The 18,581-nt window shown below is 38.0% G+C and carries 16 protein-coding genes and 1 rRNA gene; 8 read left to right on the top strand and 9 right to left on the bottom strand.

The window, feature by feature from the left end:
- Positions 1–179: 179 nt before the first annotated feature.
- From E5N72_RS05195 to rph, 3 genes are all read right to left on the bottom strand, one after another.
- A 16S ribosomal RNA gene (locus E5N72_RS05195) occupies positions 180–1,720 on the bottom strand.
- A 608-nt stretch (positions 1,721–2,328) separates the two neighbouring features.
- Positions 2,329–2,973 carry an orotate phosphoribosyltransferase gene (pyrE, locus tag E5N72_RS05190; protein ID WP_036973002.1) on the bottom strand — a complete coding sequence of 215 codons (645 nt, stop codon included), beginning with the start codon at positions 2,971–2,973 and terminating at the stop codon, positions 2,329–2,331.
- 22 nt (positions 2,974–2,995) lie between these two features.
- Positions 2,996–3,709 carry a ribonuclease PH gene (gene rph / locus E5N72_RS05185; RefSeq protein WP_063699765.1) on the bottom strand — a complete coding sequence of 238 codons (714 nt, stop codon included), beginning with the start codon at positions 3,707–3,709 and terminating at the stop codon, positions 2,996–2,998.
- A gap of 179 nt (positions 3,710–3,888) precedes the next feature.
- Here rph and E5N72_RS05180 point away from each other — a divergent pair, with 179 nt between their 5' ends.
- The 8 genes from E5N72_RS05180 (at position 3,889) to E5N72_RS05145 (ending at position 11,381) form a co-directional block, all read left to right on the top strand.
- A complete protein-coding gene (locus E5N72_RS05180; protein ID WP_135923526.1) occupies positions 3,889–4,749 on the top strand; it encodes a YicC/YloC family endoribonuclease in 861 nt (286 codons plus the stop codon).
- 161 nt (positions 4,750–4,910) lie between these two features.
- Positions 4,911–6,149 carry a site-specific integrase gene (locus E5N72_RS05175; RefSeq protein WP_135923525.1) on the top strand — a complete coding sequence of 413 codons (1,239 nt, stop codon included), beginning with the start codon at positions 4,911–4,913 and terminating at the stop codon, positions 6,147–6,149.
- 1 nt (position 6,150) lies between these two features.
- Complete coding sequence (locus E5N72_RS05170) at positions 6,151–6,900, top strand: hypothetical protein (protein ID WP_135923524.1); 750 nt, start codon at positions 6,151–6,153, stop codon at positions 6,898–6,900.
- A 98-nt stretch (positions 6,901–6,998) separates the two neighbouring features.
- Entirely contained in the window at positions 6,999–7,241 is a 243-nt protein-coding gene (locus E5N72_RS05165; protein WP_135923523.1) for an AlpA family phage regulatory protein, read from the top strand.
- Positions 7,231–7,455 carry a helix-turn-helix domain-containing protein gene (locus E5N72_RS05160; protein ID WP_240704497.1) on the top strand — a complete coding sequence of 75 codons (225 nt, stop codon included), beginning with the start codon at positions 7,231–7,233 and terminating at the stop codon, positions 7,453–7,455. The genes E5N72_RS05165 and E5N72_RS05160 overlap by 11 nt, the downstream gene beginning before the upstream one ends.
- Positions 7,456–7,629: 174 nt before the next feature.
- Complete coding sequence (locus tag E5N72_RS05155; RefSeq protein ID WP_135923522.1) at positions 7,630–8,640, top strand: inovirus-type Gp2 protein; 1,011 nt, start codon at positions 7,630–7,632, stop codon at positions 8,638–8,640.
- A gap of 9 nt (positions 8,641–8,649) precedes the next feature.
- Positions 8,650–9,192, top strand: coding sequence for an HGGxSTG domain-containing protein (locus E5N72_RS05150; RefSeq protein ID WP_135923521.1), 543 nt, complete (start codon positions 8,650–8,652; stop codon positions 9,190–9,192).
- A gap of 956 nt (positions 9,193–10,148) precedes the next feature.
- Entirely contained in the window at positions 10,149–11,381 is a 1,233-nt protein-coding gene (locus tag E5N72_RS05145; protein ID WP_135923520.1) for a hypothetical protein, read from the top strand.
- 151 nt (positions 11,382–11,532) lie between these two features.
- Here E5N72_RS05145 and E5N72_RS20595 read toward each other — a convergent pair whose 3' ends face one another.
- The 6 genes from E5N72_RS20595 to E5N72_RS05125 form a co-directional block, all read right to left on the bottom strand.
- The gene (locus E5N72_RS20595; protein WP_168246713.1) at positions 11,533–11,682 is read right to left on the bottom strand and encodes a hypothetical protein; all 150 of its coding nucleotides are present in this window, start codon (positions 11,680–11,682) and stop codon (positions 11,533–11,535) included.
- A 125-nt stretch (positions 11,683–11,807) separates the two neighbouring features.
- Entirely contained in the window at positions 11,808–13,124 is a 1,317-nt protein-coding gene (locus tag E5N72_RS05140) for an McrC family protein (protein ID WP_135923519.1), read from the bottom strand.
- Entirely contained in the window at positions 13,111–15,576 is a 2,466-nt protein-coding gene (locus E5N72_RS20700; protein WP_240704496.1) for an AAA family ATPase, read from the bottom strand. Before E5N72_RS20700 ends, E5N72_RS05140 begins: the two co-directional genes overlap by 14 nt.
- Positions 15,577–15,843: 267 nt before the next feature.
- The gene (locus E5N72_RS20590; protein ID WP_168246696.1) at positions 15,844–15,996 is read right to left on the bottom strand and encodes a hypothetical protein; all 153 of its coding nucleotides are present in this window, start codon (positions 15,994–15,996) and stop codon (positions 15,844–15,846) included.
- Positions 15,997–16,088: 92 nt separating this feature from the next.
- Entirely contained in the window at positions 16,089–17,288 is a 1,200-nt protein-coding gene (locus E5N72_RS05130) for a DUF4145 domain-containing protein (RefSeq protein ID WP_205994295.1), read from the bottom strand.
- A 133-nt stretch (positions 17,289–17,421) separates the two neighbouring features.
- Entirely contained in the window at positions 17,422–18,315 is an 894-nt protein-coding gene (locus E5N72_RS05125; protein ID WP_135923517.1) for an Abi family protein, read from the bottom strand.
- Between the last annotated feature and the right edge of the window lie 266 nt (positions 18,316–18,581).

Here is an 18,581-nt window from a genome sequence, read left to right as displayed (position 1 = left end):
TTGCTGATTAACTGGCATATTTTTACTTTTGAAAACTCTTTATAGATACAAGTATCTATAAGAATTTTAATATCAGCTTTCCAAATTTTTAAAGAGCATATTAATTAGTTAAACCAAAGGGTTTAGCTAACTAACAATCATCTGTGTGGACACTACGAACAAATAAGTTCTAAATCGTATAAGGAGGTGATCCAGCCCCAGGTTCCCCTAGGGCTACCTTGTTACGACTTCACCCCAGTCATGAATCACTCCGTGGTGAACGTCCTCCCGAAGGTTAGACTATCCACTTCTGGAGCAACCCACTCCCATGGTGTGACGGGCGGTGTGTACAAGGCCCGGGAACGTATTCACCGCATCATTCTGATATGCGATTACTAGCGATTCCGACTTCATGGAGTCGAGTTGCAGACTCCAATCCGGACTACGACGCACTTTAAGTGATTCGCTTACCCTCGCAGGTTCGCAGCACTCTGTATGCGCCATTGTAGCACGTGTGTAGCCCTACACGTAAGGGCCATGATGACTTGACGTCGTCCCCACCTTCCTCCGGTTTATCACCGGCAGTCTCCTTAGAGTTCCCGACCGAATCGCTGGCAACTAAGGATAGGGGTTGCGCTCGTTGCGGGACTTAACCCAACATCTCACAACACGAGCTGACGACAGCCATGCAGCACCTGTATCAGAGCTCCCGAAGGCACCAAACCATCTCTGGTAAGTTCTCTGTATGTCAAGTGTAGGTAAGGTTCTTCGCGTTGCATCGAATTAAACCACATGCTCCACCGCTTGTGCGGGCCCCCGTCAATTCATTTGAGTTTTAACCTTGCGGCCGTACTCCCCAGGCGGTCTACTTAATGCGTTAGCTTTGAAAAACAACTCCGAAGAGTCGAGCTTCTAGTAGACATCGTTTACGGCGTGGACTACCAGGGTATCTAATCCTGTTTGCTCCCCACGCTTTCGTACATGAGCGTCAGTGTTGACCCAGGTGGCTGCCTTCGCCATCGGTATTCCTTCAGATCTCTACGCATTTCACCGCTACACCTGAAATTCTACCACCCTCTATCACACTCTAGTTTGCCAGTTCGAAATGCAGTTCCCAGGTTGAGCCCGGGGCTTTCACATCTCGCTTAACAAACCGCCTGCGTACGCTTTACGCCCAGTAATTCCGATTAACGCTCGCACCCTCCGTATTACCGCGGCTGCTGGCACGGAGTTAGCCGGTGCTTCTTCTGTAAGTAACGTCACAGCTAAGTGCTATTAACACTTAACCTTTCCTCCTTACTGAAAGTGCTTTACAACCCGAAGGCCTTCTTCACACACGCGGCATGGCTGCATCAGGCTTGCGCCCATTGTGCAATATTCCCCACTGCTGCCTCCCGTAGGAGTCTGGGCCGTGTCTCAGTCCCAGTGTGGCTGATCATCCTCTCAAACCAGCTAGGGATCGTCGCCTTGGTGAGCCATTACCTCACCAACTAGCTAATCCCACTTGGGCTAATCTTATGGCGTGAGGCCCGAAGGTCCCCCACTTTGGTCCGTAGACATCATGCGGTATTAGCAGTCGTTTCCAACTGTTGTCCCCCACCATAAGGCATATTCCCAAGCATTACTCACCCGTCCGCCGCTCGTCAGCAAAGTAGCAAGCTACTCTCTGTTACCGCTCGACTTGCATGTGTTAGGCCTGCCGCCAGCGTTCAATCTGAGCCATGATCAAACTCTTCAATTAAAAGTTTTTTCTGTCCCGAAGGACATGCTCAATGAATTCTGAATTTTGATATCTTTCGATATCGAATTGACTGTGCTGAAACAAGTAAACTTGTTTCCGTTGGTCACTCAGTTCAATTGAGACTCTAAATTTGTTTGCGTCATCTAGCGAACTAGAATCTGCTGTTAGAACTCAACCTGTACGAGTGCCCACACAGATGATTGCTTTATATTGTTAAAGAACGTTTTGAGATACTTTTGCGTCTCAAGGGCTGTGCATTCTACGCAAGCCGTTATTTTTGTCAACACTTAATTTTGAGAAAAGTTTAATTTTTCAAAACTCAGTCTTACTTGACTCAACCAACTCGTCGTTTCGCTTTTTTGTAAGCAGTCCGCCGTGTCGGTGGATGCGCATTATAGGGATGCAGCGAATTAACGCAAGCACTTTTTTGAGAAAACTTTAAAAAAACTACCTTTTGCATCCTTTTTAGTCTAAACAGTACAAAAGAGAAACTTTATTAACGCTTTAGTAACTTTTAGCTGTATTTAAGGCTATAAAAGCACAACGCTCTAAAAACAAAAAAGCCCAGCAACATAGCTGGGCTTTTAAAAAATTCGCGTTTTTAGTTGTTATGCAATGCCGTATTGATCACGGTATGCTTTTACAGCCGCTAAATGCTCATCCATTGTACCTTTCGCTTCTAGGTAACTAATTAAGTCAGCTAGTTTTACAATCGAGATAACTTTAGTGCCAAAGTCACGCTCGACTTCTTGAATAGCCGATAACTCAGCTTTGCCTTTCTCTTGGCGGTCAAGAGCAATTAAAACGCCACTTAAGTCTGCACCATTATCTGCAATGATTTCCATCGATTCACGAATCGCTGTACCCGCAGTGATCACGTCATCGACTAACATGATCTTCCCTTTAAGTTCAGAACCTACTAATGTACCACCTTCACCGTGTGCTTTTTTCTCTTTACGGTTAAAACAGTAAGGCACATCTTTGTCGTGGTGATCAGCTAAAGCAACCGCAGTAGTCGTTGCAATTGGAATACCTTTATAAGCAGGGCCAAATAATACATCGTATTCAATGCCAGCATCTTCAAGTGCAGCTGCATAAAAGCGGCCTAAACGTGCAAGGTCACGACCAGTATTAAATAAACCAGCGTTAAAGAAATAAGGGCTAGTACGGCCAGACTTTAAAGTAAACTCACCAAATTTAAGCACCTGCTTTTCAAGTGCGAATTCAATAAACTCTTTTTGATAATCTTTCATAACTAATAAACCTACTTCTTTATTAAGCTAATGCTTGCTTTTGAACGTCGATAATTTCACGAATTGAGTGCTTAGCTAATGTAAGTAGCTCATCTAGTTCGTCGAATGAGAAAGGTTCACCTTCAGCTGTACCTTGGATTTCGATGATTTTGCCTGTTTCCGTCAAAATCACGTTCATATCTGTTTCAGCTTCAGAATCTTCTAGGTACTCAAGATCTGTGATTGGTTGGCCTTTATATACACCGACTGAGATTGCAGCAATCATATGCTTAAGTGGGTTTGAATTGATCATACCTTTACTACGCATGTAAGTGAGTGCATCAACTAACGCAACGCACGCACCACTAATAGATGCTGTACGTGTACCGCCATCAGCTTGAATTACATCACAATCGATAGTAATGGTGTTTTCACCTAACGCTTTTAAATCAACTGCAGCACGAAGTGCACGTGCAATTAAGCGTTGAATTTCCATTGTACGACCGCCCTGCTTACCGCGCGACGCTTCACGACCATTACGAGTATGTGTTGAACGAGGTAACATACCGTATTCAGCCGTAACCCAACCTTTACCTTGGCCTTTCATAAAGCGTGGTACACCAGCTTCAACAGTTGCTGTACACAAAACTTTAGTGTTTCCAAACTCTACTAATACTGAGCCTTCAGCATGCATAGTGTAATTACGTGTAAATGTAACCGGTCTAATTTGATTAGGTGTTCTTTCGCTTGGACGCATTAACGATCCCCTTAATTCTGAATTTGCCACATTATAAGTCGATGTGGTGGCAGATGCCATGTGATTTACATAATTAACTGTATCTGAAAAGCCGATTTCAGAAAATTTACGCTAGAGGTTAAAAGCTGATACGGTATAATCAAGCAACTTTGAATATAAATAACACTAGGAAATTATCCATGATCCACAGCATGACAGCTTATGCGCGTCGCGAAATTAAAGGCGAATGGGGCACTGGCACTTGGGAAATTCGTTCAGTTAACCAACGTTACCTTGAGACTTTTATCCGCGCACCTGAGCAATTTCGTGGCATGGAACCTGTTATTCGTGAGCGTTTACGTAAACACTTACAACGCGGTAAAGTTGAAGTTTTCTTAAAGTTTGCTGCAAATCCAGCTCATGTTGGTGAGTTAACGATTAACGAATCACTGGCTGAGCAGCTAATTAAAAGCGCACAATGGGTGCAACAACAGAGTAATGGTGACATTAATCCTGTTGATATTTTGCGTTGGCCTGGCGTTATGGAAGCCGAAGAGCTCGATATGGATAGCGTTAATACAGCGCTGATTACAGGTTTTGACAAAGTAATTGAAGACTTCAAACAAGCTCGCGGTGATGAAGGTGCAAACCTACAAGAAATGATCACTACTCGCCTTGATGCAATTTTAGAGCAAGTTGCCATTGTTGAGGGGCACTTACCAGAAATCGCTAAATGGCAACGTGAAAAGCTAAATCAAAAACTTGAAGAATTGAAAACAGACATTGATGAATCACGTCTTGAGCAAGAACTTATTTACCTAGCGCAAAAGCAAGATGTAGCTGAAGAGCTAGATCGCTTAAAGTCGCATGTTAAAGAAACAAAGAAAATTATAGTGAAAGGTGGTGCATGTGGCCGACGCTTAGATTTTATGATGCAAGAGTTTAACCGAGAAGCAAACACATTAGCATCGAAGTCTATCAACAGTGACATCACCAATGCAGCGGTAGAATTAAAAGTGTTAATTGAGCAAATGCGCGAACAAATTCAGAACATTGAATAAGGTTTCACCTTGTTTCAATATGTTTATAAACCATTAAAAAACCTAGCCTTTGCTAGGTTTTTTGTTTTCAATCGTTCATAATGGTTACATATTGTATTAATTAAAGTGGTTACCAAACTGGTTACCAAATGCATTTTGGCAACCACTAAAAATGAGAATTTATGAACGTTAAAGAAATAAAAGCAAATATAAAAAATTGCGCAACTCTCAGGTTTAATGTCGGTGATGGGTTATATATAAAACCAAACAAATCAAAAAATGGGGGCGCTTGGGAACTTCGCTATACAATAAATGGTAACCGCCGATTTATGACACTTTCAGGGTTAGGCTTTCCTGAGAAATCACTTGCCGAGGCAAAAGCTGAAGCAGCCATCATAAAACATCAAATAAAGAATGGCATCGATCCTTTAGCAGAAAGAGCTCGTCAAAGCGAAGTAGAAATCATCACTATGAATGATTTGTTCAATGATTGGTATAAAGAAAAAAGCAAAAAACTTGAAAACCCAAATATACCTTTTCGCCAATACATTAGAGGAGTTAAGCCTTATATAGGCAATCTAAGAGTAGAAGATGTAAAGGCAACAGATATCCGAAAAATTATTCAAATAATAAATGATGACGGCCGCCCTTCTATTTCTAATAAAACACTTTACCTTTTTAAGCATCTTTTTGAGCATGCTAATAAACTAGACATTACACAGAGAAATCCAGCATCAGCATTCAAAGAGTCAGATGCTGGAGGCCCTACTAAAAGTCGAGACAGAGCTTTAAGTTTCCAAGAAATTGAAATCACATTAAACGTCTTAAGAGGTAACTTAGGTATATTCACTTATGATAACTATTTACTGATTATATTACTTATCATTTTTGGAAATAGAAAAACCGAGTTAACTAAAGCAAAGTGGAGCGAGTTCGACTTTAGCAAAAATGTCTGGGATTTAGGTATAAGAAATAAAAAAAAATCAGATATAAAAATCCCATTACCTAAAGAAGTAATGCCAATATTTAAAGAAATAAAAGAAAGGTCCTGCGGATCTGAGTACTTATTTCCTGCTAGGAAAAAAAGTAACAGTGGACATATAAGTGACGATACTTTGAATCACGCGTTAGGGAAAATGTTCGGAAGTAAAGTTAGCAAAAAACAATATCCAAATTTACTCGGTGCAGAAGGAGTAAAACACTTTACCCTTCATGATTTAAGAAGAACATGTCGAAGCTTGTTGGCTGAGCTTGGGTATGAGGGCAACAAAGTAACTAGATACCTCAATCACAGTATTAAGGGGGTTGCCGGAATTTATAACCGATATGATTACCTCGAAGAACGGAGAGAAATTGCTAGTACACTAGCTCAAAGAATACTTCCCTTAGCAAAAATCAACTTAATATCTGAGGAGAAGTAAGATGGATAAATACAGTATTTTTCCGCAATGTATAGCGCGGGAGTCGCTAAAAATTCAGTCAAAGCGGCTATTAGTTGACACACAAAAAGTTAGAGAAATCAATAAGAATGATATTGAGTGTGCAAATTATGAAGAAAGCGTATCTCCTATAGGCTTAGATAAACCAAATTTAATTATATCTTCTATTAATAATTTACCTAAAGACGAATTTGGCCAAGATATTATGTTATTGGAAAAAGAGTCAATTAAACGCAAGGCGATGCTGGTGGAAGACATTCTGAGAGTACTTCCAGATAAGTCTAACGAAGACTACAAATTTTGGCTTAATAAACTAATGCACGAAATGTTTACGCTTGGCTCTCGAGTACAGGAACATAATGATTTTGTAGAACATCTTTATGCACTTAGGGCTACGGAGAAGAATACTATCGATCGAAAAAAAGCTGGGAGCACAACACCAAGAGCTTGGCAGCCTTTCATTAAGCTAATCCAACAGATAGTAAGAGACATCCAAAAAGACCCATATATGCATTTAGCAAGTAGATCAAATTTAGCCGAGGCCATTAATGATTTATTTTCAAAAACCACGATTAGTTACCCTGCAAATAAATCTATAAAAAAATATATCAATGAATCATATGGGTATGCAGGAAAAAAAGGAAAGCAAGCTAATGCGCCATCTTTAAGAAAAGTAAGAGAATGGGTTTACGAGAATTACAAAAACAAAATATCAACTAAATCAACAGATTAAATACTTTAATTACCCCATATCAATCTATGGGGGTAATTACGCCCCATCCAAACAAATAATATTTCCCCATCGAATAAAAGTGAACAGGGGAAACCTCTATGAACCAACTAATTACACCACCAACACAATTTACTGACCGTTTAGTCAGAGAAGCAGAGAGAGCTAAAATAACGTCTGTATCTCGAACTAGCGCTTGGGCTTTAGAAAAAAAAGGCCTGTTTCCAAAAAGAAGAAAGCTTCATGCCGATAGCGATAGAGTTTGTTGGTTATTAAGTGAGCTCTTAGACTTTGTAAAATCTCGCGAAGTAATAAATATGGAGCGCAGCATCAATGAGCGATAAGAAGCTACCTGATATTGCTATGTATATAGATAATGCGCGTCTAATAAAAAAGCCCGAGTTGCAAAAATTACTTAATGTAAGCCGTTCTACTCTTGGAAGGTGGATCAAGTCAGGAAACTTTCCGCCACCAGCAAAAATCATTAATGGTCGCTCTTTATGGCATTTTCACGATATAGATAGATGGATTTCAGAGCGAGCTCATAAAGCAGGTTAACAGCCTGCTTTTTTTTACCACCTGATGACGCACTTTGCTACAAATTGATCTAAAAAAGCAAAGGCATTTGGCGCTATCAATATCTTTAAAGTAGTTGTTATAACTGAAAAAAGTATCGCTCTCACCAGCCTGAACAGTCGCGGATATTAAATAATATAGAAAGAATGGTTGAATATGTCCTTTTCAATAACAAAAAATAACTCATATAACTTTCAATACAAAAATCATAGTTACAAAGTTTATAAGCCAAAAAGTAAAAAACAAAATAACACTGCTTTAAACAACTTATTTCAATTAGTAGAAAAAATGCTGTCACATTACTCAAAAGTAATTGTTATTAGAATAGACTTAAAACCTAATAAGTACTCAGCTGATAACTCCAAGTTTTTAAAGTTTATTAAAGAACAAAAAACGCAGCTTACTAAAGCATATAAATGCCAAGTTACTTATATTGCAACCAGAGAACGTAACAGCTCTGAAAAACAACACTACCACCTAGCTTTTTTATTAAGTGGTCATAAAGCCCATCATAGCTCCTCAATAACAGCTAACATCAAAAAAGATTGGGAAGAACAGCTGTTAGGGATAGCCTCATATGTCGAGAATCCATTTTATATGATTTACAGAGGTAACAAACTCTCAATTGAGCCAGCTATGTACAGGTTAAGTTACTTCACTAAATTAGATACGAAAGAATCTAATTGTAGGGCGCGTAAGTTTATTTATAGCAAACTAGCCTATTCAAACCCTCAATTTGAAAGTAATTCAAACGACTCTCTATTAGTCAACCCAGCATTAACTTACCAGAAAAATATTAAACAAATGAGAGCCATCAAAGATGTGGCTGGTGGGTTAAATCCTTCACATAAAACTCAAGATAAAAGTGATCACCTTTGTTATCAAAAGCCCATGAACCGAAGAATTTTGATATCAAAAGAGCGATCACTTTGCAGCAAAAATAGTGAGTTTTATAGAGTCAATGCCATTAAAAGCGATCACTTACATAGCTTTTTAACTGATCACAGTCCCACTACACCACTAACAGAAAAGGCTAACAAATTGAAATTAAATGATTTCCCCCTAGGTAAAGCACACACACCGTATACTTTAGAAACAACAAACGACTGCGGGGAAAACAAACCCTATGAACCGAAGATTTATACCGAAACCGATCACTGTAGCTAGGTAACAAATATGACTAGATATAACCTTGAAAACCTTCCTTTGTGCGGTGCGAAAACTCGTAGTGGTTCACCTTGCAAGCGTAAAGGCAACAAACGAAATGGTAGATGCAAACTTCATGGCGGACGCTCTACAGGGGCTAAAACAATTGAAGGCAAGTTAGCTATTAAAACTAACGCTTTAAAAGATGGATATACTTGGTACCTCACTAAAGAAGTTGACGAGAATTTATTAGCACAATCACAGCAAAGTTTTATTGAACTGTGTGAACTTGTAAATCACGAGGTGGTTAATTTAGATGATTTCAATAAGCTAATAGAAGAATCCAGAGTAGCTTTGGAGAGTTTTAAATATCGTATTTTAGAATTCTACGGCGCAGATGGTTTCATTATTGTTCAATCAGCACTTGATTCTTACTACAAGAATGATGATTCAAAACATTTATCTTCCCATAAATACACAATTACTACTAATGGGCCTTATTTCCACCAGCCTATGAGCGAAGCTGAAAAGAAGTTTGTTCATGTAAAAAAAGGGTTTAAATTTAGCTTCTAAAAACCGTCAACCGTTGACGGTTTTGCGCAACTCAGGGTTTTCATGCATCTGTAGAAAGCCTACGGCGCAGATGGTTTCATTATTGTTCAATCAGCACTTGATTCTTATTACAAGAATGATGACTCAAAACATCTATCTTCCCATAAATACACAATTACTACTAACGGGCCTTATTTCCACCAGCCTATGAGCGAAGCTGAAAGGAAATTTGTTCATGTAAAAAAAGGGTTTAAATTTAGCTTCTAAAAACCGTCAACCGTTGACGGTTTTAATAGCGACTCAGTAAGAGCTGAATTTTCTTACATTTTAGAAAACCAGCCAGCACAGTTTTATGTCATAAAAAACTAAATTTAAAGCTTTCATAAATTCCGTCAACGGTTGACGGCTTTACTTTTTGCCAGCTTTCAAACGTTAATAGACCCCCTGCTAGACTAATTTTAGGTGTCATTTTAAACCAAATATTAAACTGCCATAAGTTCCGTCAACCGTTGACGGTTTCAATTGCGACTCAGTAAGAGCTGAATTTTCTTACATTTTAGAAAACCTGCCTGCACATTTTCATGTCATGAAAAACTAAATTTAAAGCTTTCATAAATTCCGTCAACGGTTGACGGCTTTATTTTTTGCCAACTTTCAAACGTCAATAGAACCCCTACTAGACTAATTTTAGGTGTCATTTGAAACCAAATATTAAACTGCCATAAGTTCCGTCAACCGTTGACGGTTTTACTCAACTCAGGGTTTCATACATCTGTAGAAAGCTTACGACACTTATTTGAGGTATCTGTTTTCTGTTAGATAATGCTTGGTTAGGTATGCACATAGATGCTTAATATTAAGCATTTATAGAAACCGTCAACCGTTGACGGTTTCTATTCATCGCATAGTTTATTGAATATTTATATTAAATGAGTAAAGCTCTGAAGTTATCTTTCAGGGCGAAGTAAAGGACTAATATGCTCAAACCTAATGAAGGTAACAAATATGTTTTTAAAAAAATTAACTTTAAAAGTGCTTACCTCCCATCTTTTGATGAAGTAGCTTATTTATTACATTTCCCAAATAACTTTCGAGGTATTATTGATTATGCTCAGTCATTTTATGGAGCTGAACTACCAGTAAGTAAAAGTTCTATTTCGACTTTATCAACTAAAGGCATAGGGAAGCCTACCTTCAAAAAAATTGAAAATTGGTTTATGTCCTTGTCACCTAGTATTGTCCACATTTTTAACCCCAAACTTCTCAAGAAAAATTATAAAGCTGTAGTAGTTGGCTCAAATGCAAGCCATTTCTATTCGTGTGTTGATAGTTATAAACTCAGCCTTATGGCTAATAAAAGCGATAATGAATTAAACGTATTAATGGACTGGCTTGAAGAACGTTCTAATGCTGACTACTTATTAATGAGTGAAATTCATAGAAAAGCAAAATCAAAAATTATTGATAAGAATGATCCTAAGGATATTTGGCTATTACAAAAAACACATTGGCATGCACAAAGCTTAGTGCCATCCAGACAGCTCGAAGTTCTAGATGAGTTTTTTAAGTCCGATAAAAGAAGAGAAAATTATACATTCGATGAAACATTAGCTATTGCAGGAGCATCTTATTATTTAACATTTGATTTCTATTTATCTGCAATTGCCAACTATGAAATAGGTCTTCAATCCTACTACGAGAGATTAGATGAAACTTATAAAGATAAACAATACTCAAGTTTCTTTACTAAAGTACTTAATACATTAATTGAATCTGACGAAGCTAACGGCTGTTTCGATGCTTTACTTATAGAGCTAAAAAAATTTATATCATCGAAAATAAAACCAATTAGCTGGAGACACCTGGCAAGCTTTATACCTATTGAAAACTCTCAATTAAATGACTCTGAAAGTTGCGAGCCCCTGAAAGATAGACAATACAAACAACTAAAAGATTGGCGTAACGGGAAGAACTTACCTTCCTTTCTAAAGTTAGAAAGGTTTGTAAGTGCAATTTGCGCGAATTTATGTGATTTAGATTCTTCAGCATTACTCGTATACTTCAGGATTAGCCGTGGGATAGATACAAAAATACAAGAATGCTTTGAACAAACTTACAGCGAAAAAGTCATTCCTATTTTCAATGAGGTTATTGGGCAATATCCTGCTTACTTTAAATACTATTCAGAACGCGAGAATTCGGCCATCTAACTTCAAATTAGATGGCCTTTGCTTTTGCAATTAATCGTCTAGGCGCTCTTCCCAATCATCAGGGCGCTCATCTTCACCTCGGCTTTGCCAATAAGCGTCATGCTCAGGGTTTAGCTGCTGTGAACGATTGTCATCATCATGTTTAGCCATGTTATTTTCTCCCTTGTTGGTTTTTGTTTGCTGCTCTAGCTGCGCGAGCAGCAAAACCATTAGAATCAACACCGCCACCATTTTGCTTAGCTTCATGTCTTTGAATACGGGCCAAAGCACCGGTAGTCATTGGGGTTTCTTTCTTTGTCATTATATTTCTCCAAAAATAAAGTTTATTGTTAGGTGCTCCTAACAACGGAGAGAATCATGCCAAACTAAATAGACGCTGTGGTGGGGGGGAAAGAGTGTAAATTTCAACTTTTAAAAAATTTATATTTAAATGCTACCAGCGGTAACATTTTCAAAACTATAACGAGTAAAATCAATAGAACAACTATCACTCTCTAAGTCATATGGCACAACTTTAAGCTTTAAGTTTTTATGATAATGGAAGTCACCTAAAGGAGATTTGAAACCATCATACTTAGGATAAACCAAATAAAGCTCACCATTGCCCTGCAAGTATTTTTCACCATATGAGAATAACTGGTAAATGTCAGATTGGTTTAGATTATATTTATCAGTAGCATTCCCCAGCGACTCATTTAAACGTTTCCATTTTGTATCTATCACAGTCACTGTTTTGATTTTATCGTAGATAACAATATCAGGCTCTAACCTAAACCATTCATCACCTTTATGCTCAACCAAACCGAAAGTAGAAGGCTGCTCTTTCAAACGAAAAGCTGATGGTAGTTGTTTAGCTAACTGGTTAGCTACATAACGCTCAAATAATTTCTCCATTGGGAATAGAAAAGAAATTCCTTTGTGATTACCAATCATGGCTATGGGTGATTTATAACTAAGAATTAACTCACACCATGGTTTAAGTGGGCGATAGTGCGCAATACTTCGGTCAGTCTTCCAACTTCTAAAATCGTTTGATATATTTTTTGATTCATCAATCTCATTGAATACAAACAATAGCTCTCTCGCTAAGCGCTGATTAGCGCTAGATCTTGACCACTTTAAAACTAACTTTAAGGATGAGTGTATTAACCTGTTCTCAGCTCTATTGGATGTGAAAACATCATGAGAAACATGAAAGTGATGATTACGTCCCGGTCGTTGCCGAAGTTGTTTTGCTACTAGCAACTGCCCCTTTAAATAAGTCGCTTCTCGCTCAACTCGTTGGTATTTATTGCGTATACCTTGTTTTACTAATTTAGATACTGCATTCAAAAAATGACTAATTAGCAACTCATACAGCGGCTGTTTCAACACTTCTAAATGCGATTGTTGAAACTCTTGTAATTTTAATTTTTCAACACTCGCTAGCATCTTCATTAATATTTTGCGCGAGTTATAAGGGCAGCTGTCATGAGTAGATATTTTAGGCAAAATTTCAATTCGGGTTTTGCAAGGAGTTTCGAGTACACCAACAAAGTTCACAACTTGTAATGCAACCGCTTTACCATGTCGTTTTACTTTAATTAATTCACGCTGCTTTTCACTCTGGCTAACACCATTAACTAACAGCCACTCAAAAGCACTCTTGGGAATTGAATGGCAATCAATACTGCTATCAACACCACCATTAGTCAAAAGCGCATACTCTCTAACAATTACATCATTGAGTTTAGAGCGCTTCATAAACACCTATATACGCTTCAGGATTATTTAACGCCGCAACATTACGCTTATAAGGTATTATCCCCTCCTGCTGCCATTCAGCCCCCATGAGGTTAGCAATAGAAGTGTCGGTAAACTTTTCTTCTATAAATTTCAAGCTTGTATCTGTTTTTAAGTGGTCACCTAATACTTGGCCTACGCGTTCCCAGTCCTCAAAAAAGTATTCTTCAAGTAAAGGAAGGATTTCTAGCTCAAATATTTTTGCTAATCGCTCAATTGTTGGCTCATCTTTTAAAGGTAAAAAGAAACTATGCCCAATGGTATGTTCACGATCATATAAAAGCTCTATTCGCTGGTTAATGGTTTCTAGCAATTTTGCTATTTCAATTCCATCGACTTCAAGATGATTGAGTAATTCATGATTCGGCATCATCTCCACAAATTCAAAACGGCGGCGTAATGCAATATCAACCTGCGCCAAAGATTTATCAGCCGTGTTCATAGTGCCAATAATATGTAAATTTGAAGGAACTGATAAAGGCTCTTTTGAATAAGGCAACTTCACCGATAATGACTCGGAGCCACCAGCACGCTTGCTAGGTTCGATTAATGTAATCAATTCACCAAAAATGTTAGAGATATTACCTCGGTTAATCTCATCAATAATCAACACTCGTTTTTCTGAGTTGTTAAACACTTTATTTTTAATACCATGATTTACAATTGCTTCAACTAATGGTGCAAGTACATTTGGATATCCGTTAACAATATATTTTTCCATTTCAGTACTACTGTTCCAGTCGAACACTTTTTTAGAACGGATATCGCTGATAGAAGTTTTTCCTTGTTTAACTAAATGCACAAGTTCATCGACAATAACTCGCGGCATTGGAAGCAGAGCACCATTAGGCTTTCTCAATCTAATAATCTCGCTTGTTATACCTTCAACCATATAAGTTGAAACTTTAGATCCCACTGACAGTGAAGGAATAGAGTCACTATTTAAATCATCACCAGAAAGTAGCTCTATAAGTTTGTCTCTTATAAGCACAGGCTCTCGTAATCTATACAAAGTCATCTGAGATAAATTCTTAGTAAATAATTCATCAGCTGGTAACGAAGGCTCATAGACTCGATGCCAAATCACTTCCCTTTTTTGAGAGTAACTTTCATCATCAATTGCTGAAGGGGCGTATTCATATTCGCCTATAATTTCTGCTATTGCTCTAAACTTACGGTTTCCATCTGAGACTATAATCAGATCACCAATCGCCATGACATTCTTAAAACTGTGAACAGAAGTAACTCTGTAATCGTTACTTTCATTTTCTATATTAATACCGTAATTATTATATGTACTTACAACCGACTTCCTGTCTTTTGAAGAACTAAAGTCAATATTGCCGCCATAGCCTAATAAAACATAATTATTCTCAATACATTGCTGATATATGTATGCATCATCACTCAACGTATCACCTAAAGACATTTTCCAAACTTTACGTCCTGTTATATCTACGGGGCGCTTTTGCTGAGATATAACTGTATGAGCATTGCCAGCATCACACATTCGCTTAAAAATACCATCTTCAATTTCATAGCTTATCTGCTGGGCTTCGTTACTATTGGCTTTTAACCCCTCAACAAAGTCTTCATAGCTAAAGCTCTGATGAAACGTAACAAAGCCTATGCGGTTTTTTTCCATAAGCTCATCGAAGCGATCTTTGACTTTAGTGCGGTCATTTTTGTGTTGAGCTAAAAAGTCAGGGTCTACTATTTCAAGCGCTTTATTTATTGTGTTGTAGGTTTTACCTGTGCCCGGTGGCCCATAAAGTATTTGGTTTAAACTGCTGGTGGTATTATTAATTGTTTTTTCCACTGTGTAGCCCTCTTTAGGTTCTTGCACATTTGTAACAGTGTTTAATTCTGTATTCTTCCATTTACTTTTTAACGGCTCAATATAGTAATCGAGCTCTGTTGTGCCAAACTCTTGTTCAAATTTTTTACGCAGCTTTAAAAGCGCAGCATCTCTTTCACTGCACTTCATTTTGTTGTATTGGGGTTTAGTAAGGCCAGCTAGAGTGACTAGTATTGAGCATCTATCGGTATTACCAAATATGCGTTCATTAAAATCAGGGAAGAATAAAAACAACAGCATATGACGGAGTTGGCGGTTTTCATTATCAGGAACTTGTTCTAACCACTGGGCAAATTTAATGTGGTTATTTAATAGTTCTTTTTTTTCAGGTTTATCCAGCTTTAAAAACGACTCTGTAAAACGAATTAAATACACTAACTCGCGCCAACGCATTGTATTGTAGGCCGTACCTGAGCTACCAACACCTGTAAGCGCATTGTCAGATAAATAACGCTCTTTTATGGCTTCGTCTATTTTGTAGCCACTCCAAGCAAATACACGCTCAACACTCCCGCGCTTTGATGCTGCACCTGTATTACTTGGGCATAAAAACATTAACCACAGCATTTCAGCGACAAGTAGTTTAGCATTAGCTGAAGCATCTGCTAACTGAGTTTCAAGCTTTGTAAAAAAGTCGCCCTTACCTGCATTTGGATTATTTACAAAATACTTCGTTAATTCTTCACAGTATTCACTTGTCCAAATAACAGAATCTGTTAATAGAGATTTACCTTCAATTAAACAGTTTTGCTTAAACTCTTTTATGTTTTTTAATAGATGTTCTGAATTTCTGTTTCCACAATACCTCGGCATCTTATTTCCTTATGGAGTCAAATCTAAATTTGGTATAACTGATTGCAACCATGGCTCAGCTAACTTTGTCTTTACTAAAGAAACTGCCGCTGCAGAAAAAGGTGACTTTCTATTACACTTATCGATAATACCTAATTTAGCGTCAATAATTGGTTGTGACATTATCACTTTACTTCCATGATCAAGGTCGTAATCAAAGTCCATCGCATCAAGCTTTTGTTCTGCTTGCTGGGTGGTTTGCTTTAAATAGCCTTTTATTTCTGTGGTGAATACCAGCCTTTAAGTGCTTTGCGTCTATGAGCGTTATCTCGCACATCTAAAAACCAAATACCGCTTTCTTGCTCTAATTGCTTTAAATAAGGTCGCCCATTAGTCGCAAATGTGAGAGGCACTTTAAAATCGCCCCATATAGCATCTAAATCTAATGATGGGTTAGGTTCTAAGTCTCTGGCATAGCGTTTTGCTTGGTCGATCGCACCGTAAACATTTTTAGCTGACTTTTTAGCCTCTACAACAGCAACAGGTGTAAGGCCCATAAATAAAATATAATCCGCAGGCCCTGATTTAGTTGGCCACTCTGCAATGGCCCTATTCTCGTTTACAACTGGCCTTGTGCCTTTTGAATACTTTAGGTTAAAGCTATCTACCAGCCAACCAGCAGCAGCTAACTGCTCATCGATAAGTACACGCGTTTCACTTTCATTTAATTGAAACGCAGATTTTTCAACTCGCTGGATTTCTTGCTGCTGTGCTTGTTTGTCTTTAGCATTAAACTGAGCCATATACATGATATTGGCTTTAACCATTTTATCTTTATACTCAGCTAGCAATGCTTCTTGTTCGGTGGCTATTTGTTCCCACGTCTGGCTATCTGCAAGCATTTGCTCAGAGCGCTTTCGCTCGGCAGCAGCTTTTTCAGCTTCGATTTGCTTTAACTGCTCTGCAATTTTTAGACGTTCAGATGACCTTTGACGTTCAACTTCAAGTTCAAGTTCATGTAATTTCTCTTCAAGTTCTCTAACTTCTATAGATGGTTCTAGGGGTTTAACGAATGGTGTAAATACAAAGCCTTTTGCTGCTTTATCACCATACAGCTTGTGATACCACACAGATAAAGCGTGGCCTAACTGCATAGAATTTAAGGCATCTCGGTGGCTACTTGAAGTAAAATCGTGGTTAGCAGTGTTACCTAATTTGCGAATAACATGGAAAGCATCTTTAATTCGCTCATCGAGCTTAAGGGTGTAATCAAGCTCTCTTAATAGATCCACTTGTTTAACATCTTGACCAAAATCGACGCCAACTCGCGCAGCGACATTTTGAGCCAAAGCTTCACCTAACTGCCGCATTTTAACGAGGGTTGTATTTGGATCTGGGGCAAAACAGCGTTCAGCCGTTTGAGCTAAACGAAGTAGTAATTCGTCGTGGTGTTTTAAAAAATCAAAGTTACTCAAATCGCTTCCCATCTCAACAGCCTAACTAATCCCTTTGTGTATCAATCGATACTACCAAAGAAAATTATTACTGTGCAAAATAAAAACTAAATAAAGCGACTTTACAGTTAGTTGAGACCTAATTAGAACCTAGTTACTTAACGCTATTCCAGATTGGCAAACCCTTCCAATCCTCAGGAAAGCCCATTTCGGATACGTCGATAGCATAAGTATCAATTAAGCTGGCTAACTTTTGTTTCCAGTGGTGATTAGGACTAATTAAATCCATGAAGTAAGCACACATAACTAGTGTGTTGTAAAGCTGTTTAGTTGTATCACTGAAACTACTAAGTAAAACACTGTCGCCATTTTTTGGCAGCTTCATAGTGAACGTAAAATCTCGATTGTATAAACGACAGTGATGAGCACAGATGTTACGAACCGTAGTAATGTGGTGTAAAAAAGATGAAAGTATTGTTTCCTTTACTTTATATGAATCTGCAATATCATTTTTCAGTGCTCGACGCGCTATAGCATCATAACTTCTTGAAAGCCAACCGAAGCTCATTACTTCAGCAACAATCCAAATTGCGGGTGTTTGCTCTTCATATTTACTGTTTTGCTTTTTTATATTGGTATCTGACGTTCTTTGAATTTCAGCACAAATATTACTAACGAAGTCTTCGTGATTAAACTTAGTTATAAAGGCAGCTGGCTCTAGATGTGCATGTGAGCCATGCTTTTTTGCTAAATGGTATGCCCATTGAGTTCGCAGAGAAACTTCTATTCGCTCAATGGCATCAAGTAGTAACAATCTCAACTCTCTATCAAAAGAATACAGATTCAAAACTTGTTCAAATGTAGTACCAGACTTGAAAGTATGATTTTGATGATCTTCAATAAAAGCCCACCAATAAGTACCTAGCCTATAATAATTGATATGGCTAAGGTAAAAGGCAGCTGATTCTTTATTATTAATTACTAAACCGCGCTTTTCTAAAAGCTCAACTTGCTTATCAAACGTTATGGGGGCTTTAGAGAACTGCATGAAGGTTAAATTCCTTTTATCATGCTTTAAAAATAATTAACCCCTCGCAGGGCGCTGAGCTTACGGGTAGCGGGAGGGGTGTTGTTACGCGTAATTATAAAGCTTAAAAGTATAATTTCAAGATATTTGTATATTTGTTCAAATTGAAATATCTAAGCAAACAAGGGTTATCACTGGATGAAAGTCCAATACTTACACTGTACTTCTGAATAGTTAATTTTGGATGCTATAATAATCAGTACAAGTTAAATGTTCATATATATCAT

The organism is Pseudoalteromonas sp. MEBiC 03607, from assembly GCF_004792295.1.
GTDB classification, from domain to species: Bacteria; Pseudomonadota; Gammaproteobacteria; order Enterobacterales; family Alteromonadaceae; genus Pseudoalteromonas; species Pseudoalteromonas lipolytica_C.
Note: the sequence above shows the minus strand (reverse complement) of the source record. Positions and strands in the feature narration are given on the sequence as shown.

Coding starts and splice junctions, on each gene's coding strand:
- pyrE (WP_036973002.1), bottom strand. CDS start 2,973: ATGAAAGATTATCAAAAAGAGTTTATTGAATTCGCACTTGAAAAGCAG.
- rph (WP_063699765.1), bottom strand. CDS start 3,709: ATGCGTCCAAGCGAAAGAACACCTAATCAAATTAGACCGGTTACATTT.
- E5N72_RS05180 (WP_135923526.1), top strand. CDS start 3,889: ATGATCCACAGCATGACAGCTTATGCGCGTCGCGAAATTAAAGGCGAA.
- E5N72_RS05175 (WP_135923525.1), top strand. CDS start 4,911: ATGAACGTTAAAGAAATAAAAGCAAATATAAAAAATTGCGCAACTCTC.
- E5N72_RS05170 (WP_135923524.1), top strand. CDS start 6,151: ATGGATAAATACAGTATTTTTCCGCAATGTATAGCGCGGGAGTCGCTA.
- E5N72_RS05165 (WP_135923523.1), top strand. CDS start 6,999: ATGAACCAACTAATTACACCACCAACACAATTTACTGACCGTTTAGTC.
- E5N72_RS05160 (WP_240704497.1), top strand. CDS start 7,231: ATGAGCGATAAGAAGCTACCTGATATTGCTATGTATATAGATAATGCG.
- E5N72_RS05155 (WP_135923522.1), top strand. CDS start 7,630: ATGTCCTTTTCAATAACAAAAAATAACTCATATAACTTTCAATACAAA.
- E5N72_RS05150 (WP_135923521.1), top strand. CDS start 8,650: ATGACTAGATATAACCTTGAAAACCTTCCTTTGTGCGGTGCGAAAACT.
- E5N72_RS05145 (WP_135923520.1), top strand. CDS start 10,149: ATGCTCAAACCTAATGAAGGTAACAAATATGTTTTTAAAAAAATTAAC.
- E5N72_RS20595 (WP_168246713.1), bottom strand. CDS start 11,682: ATGACAAAGAAAGAAACCCCAATGACTACCGGTGCTTTGGCCCGTATT.
- E5N72_RS05140 (WP_135923519.1), bottom strand. CDS start 13,124: ATGAAGCGCTCTAAACTCAATGATGTAATTGTTAGAGAGTATGCGCTT.
- E5N72_RS20700 (WP_240704496.1), bottom strand. CDS start 15,576: ATGTTTTTATGCCCAAGTAATACAGGTGCAGCATCAAAGCGCGGGAGT.
- E5N72_RS20590 (WP_168246696.1), bottom strand. CDS start 15,996: ATGTCACAACCAATTATTGACGCTAAATTAGGTATTATCGATAAGTGT.
- E5N72_RS05125 (WP_135923517.1), bottom strand. CDS start 18,315: ATGCAGTTCTCTAAAGCCCCCATAACGTTTGATAAGCAAGTTGAGCTT.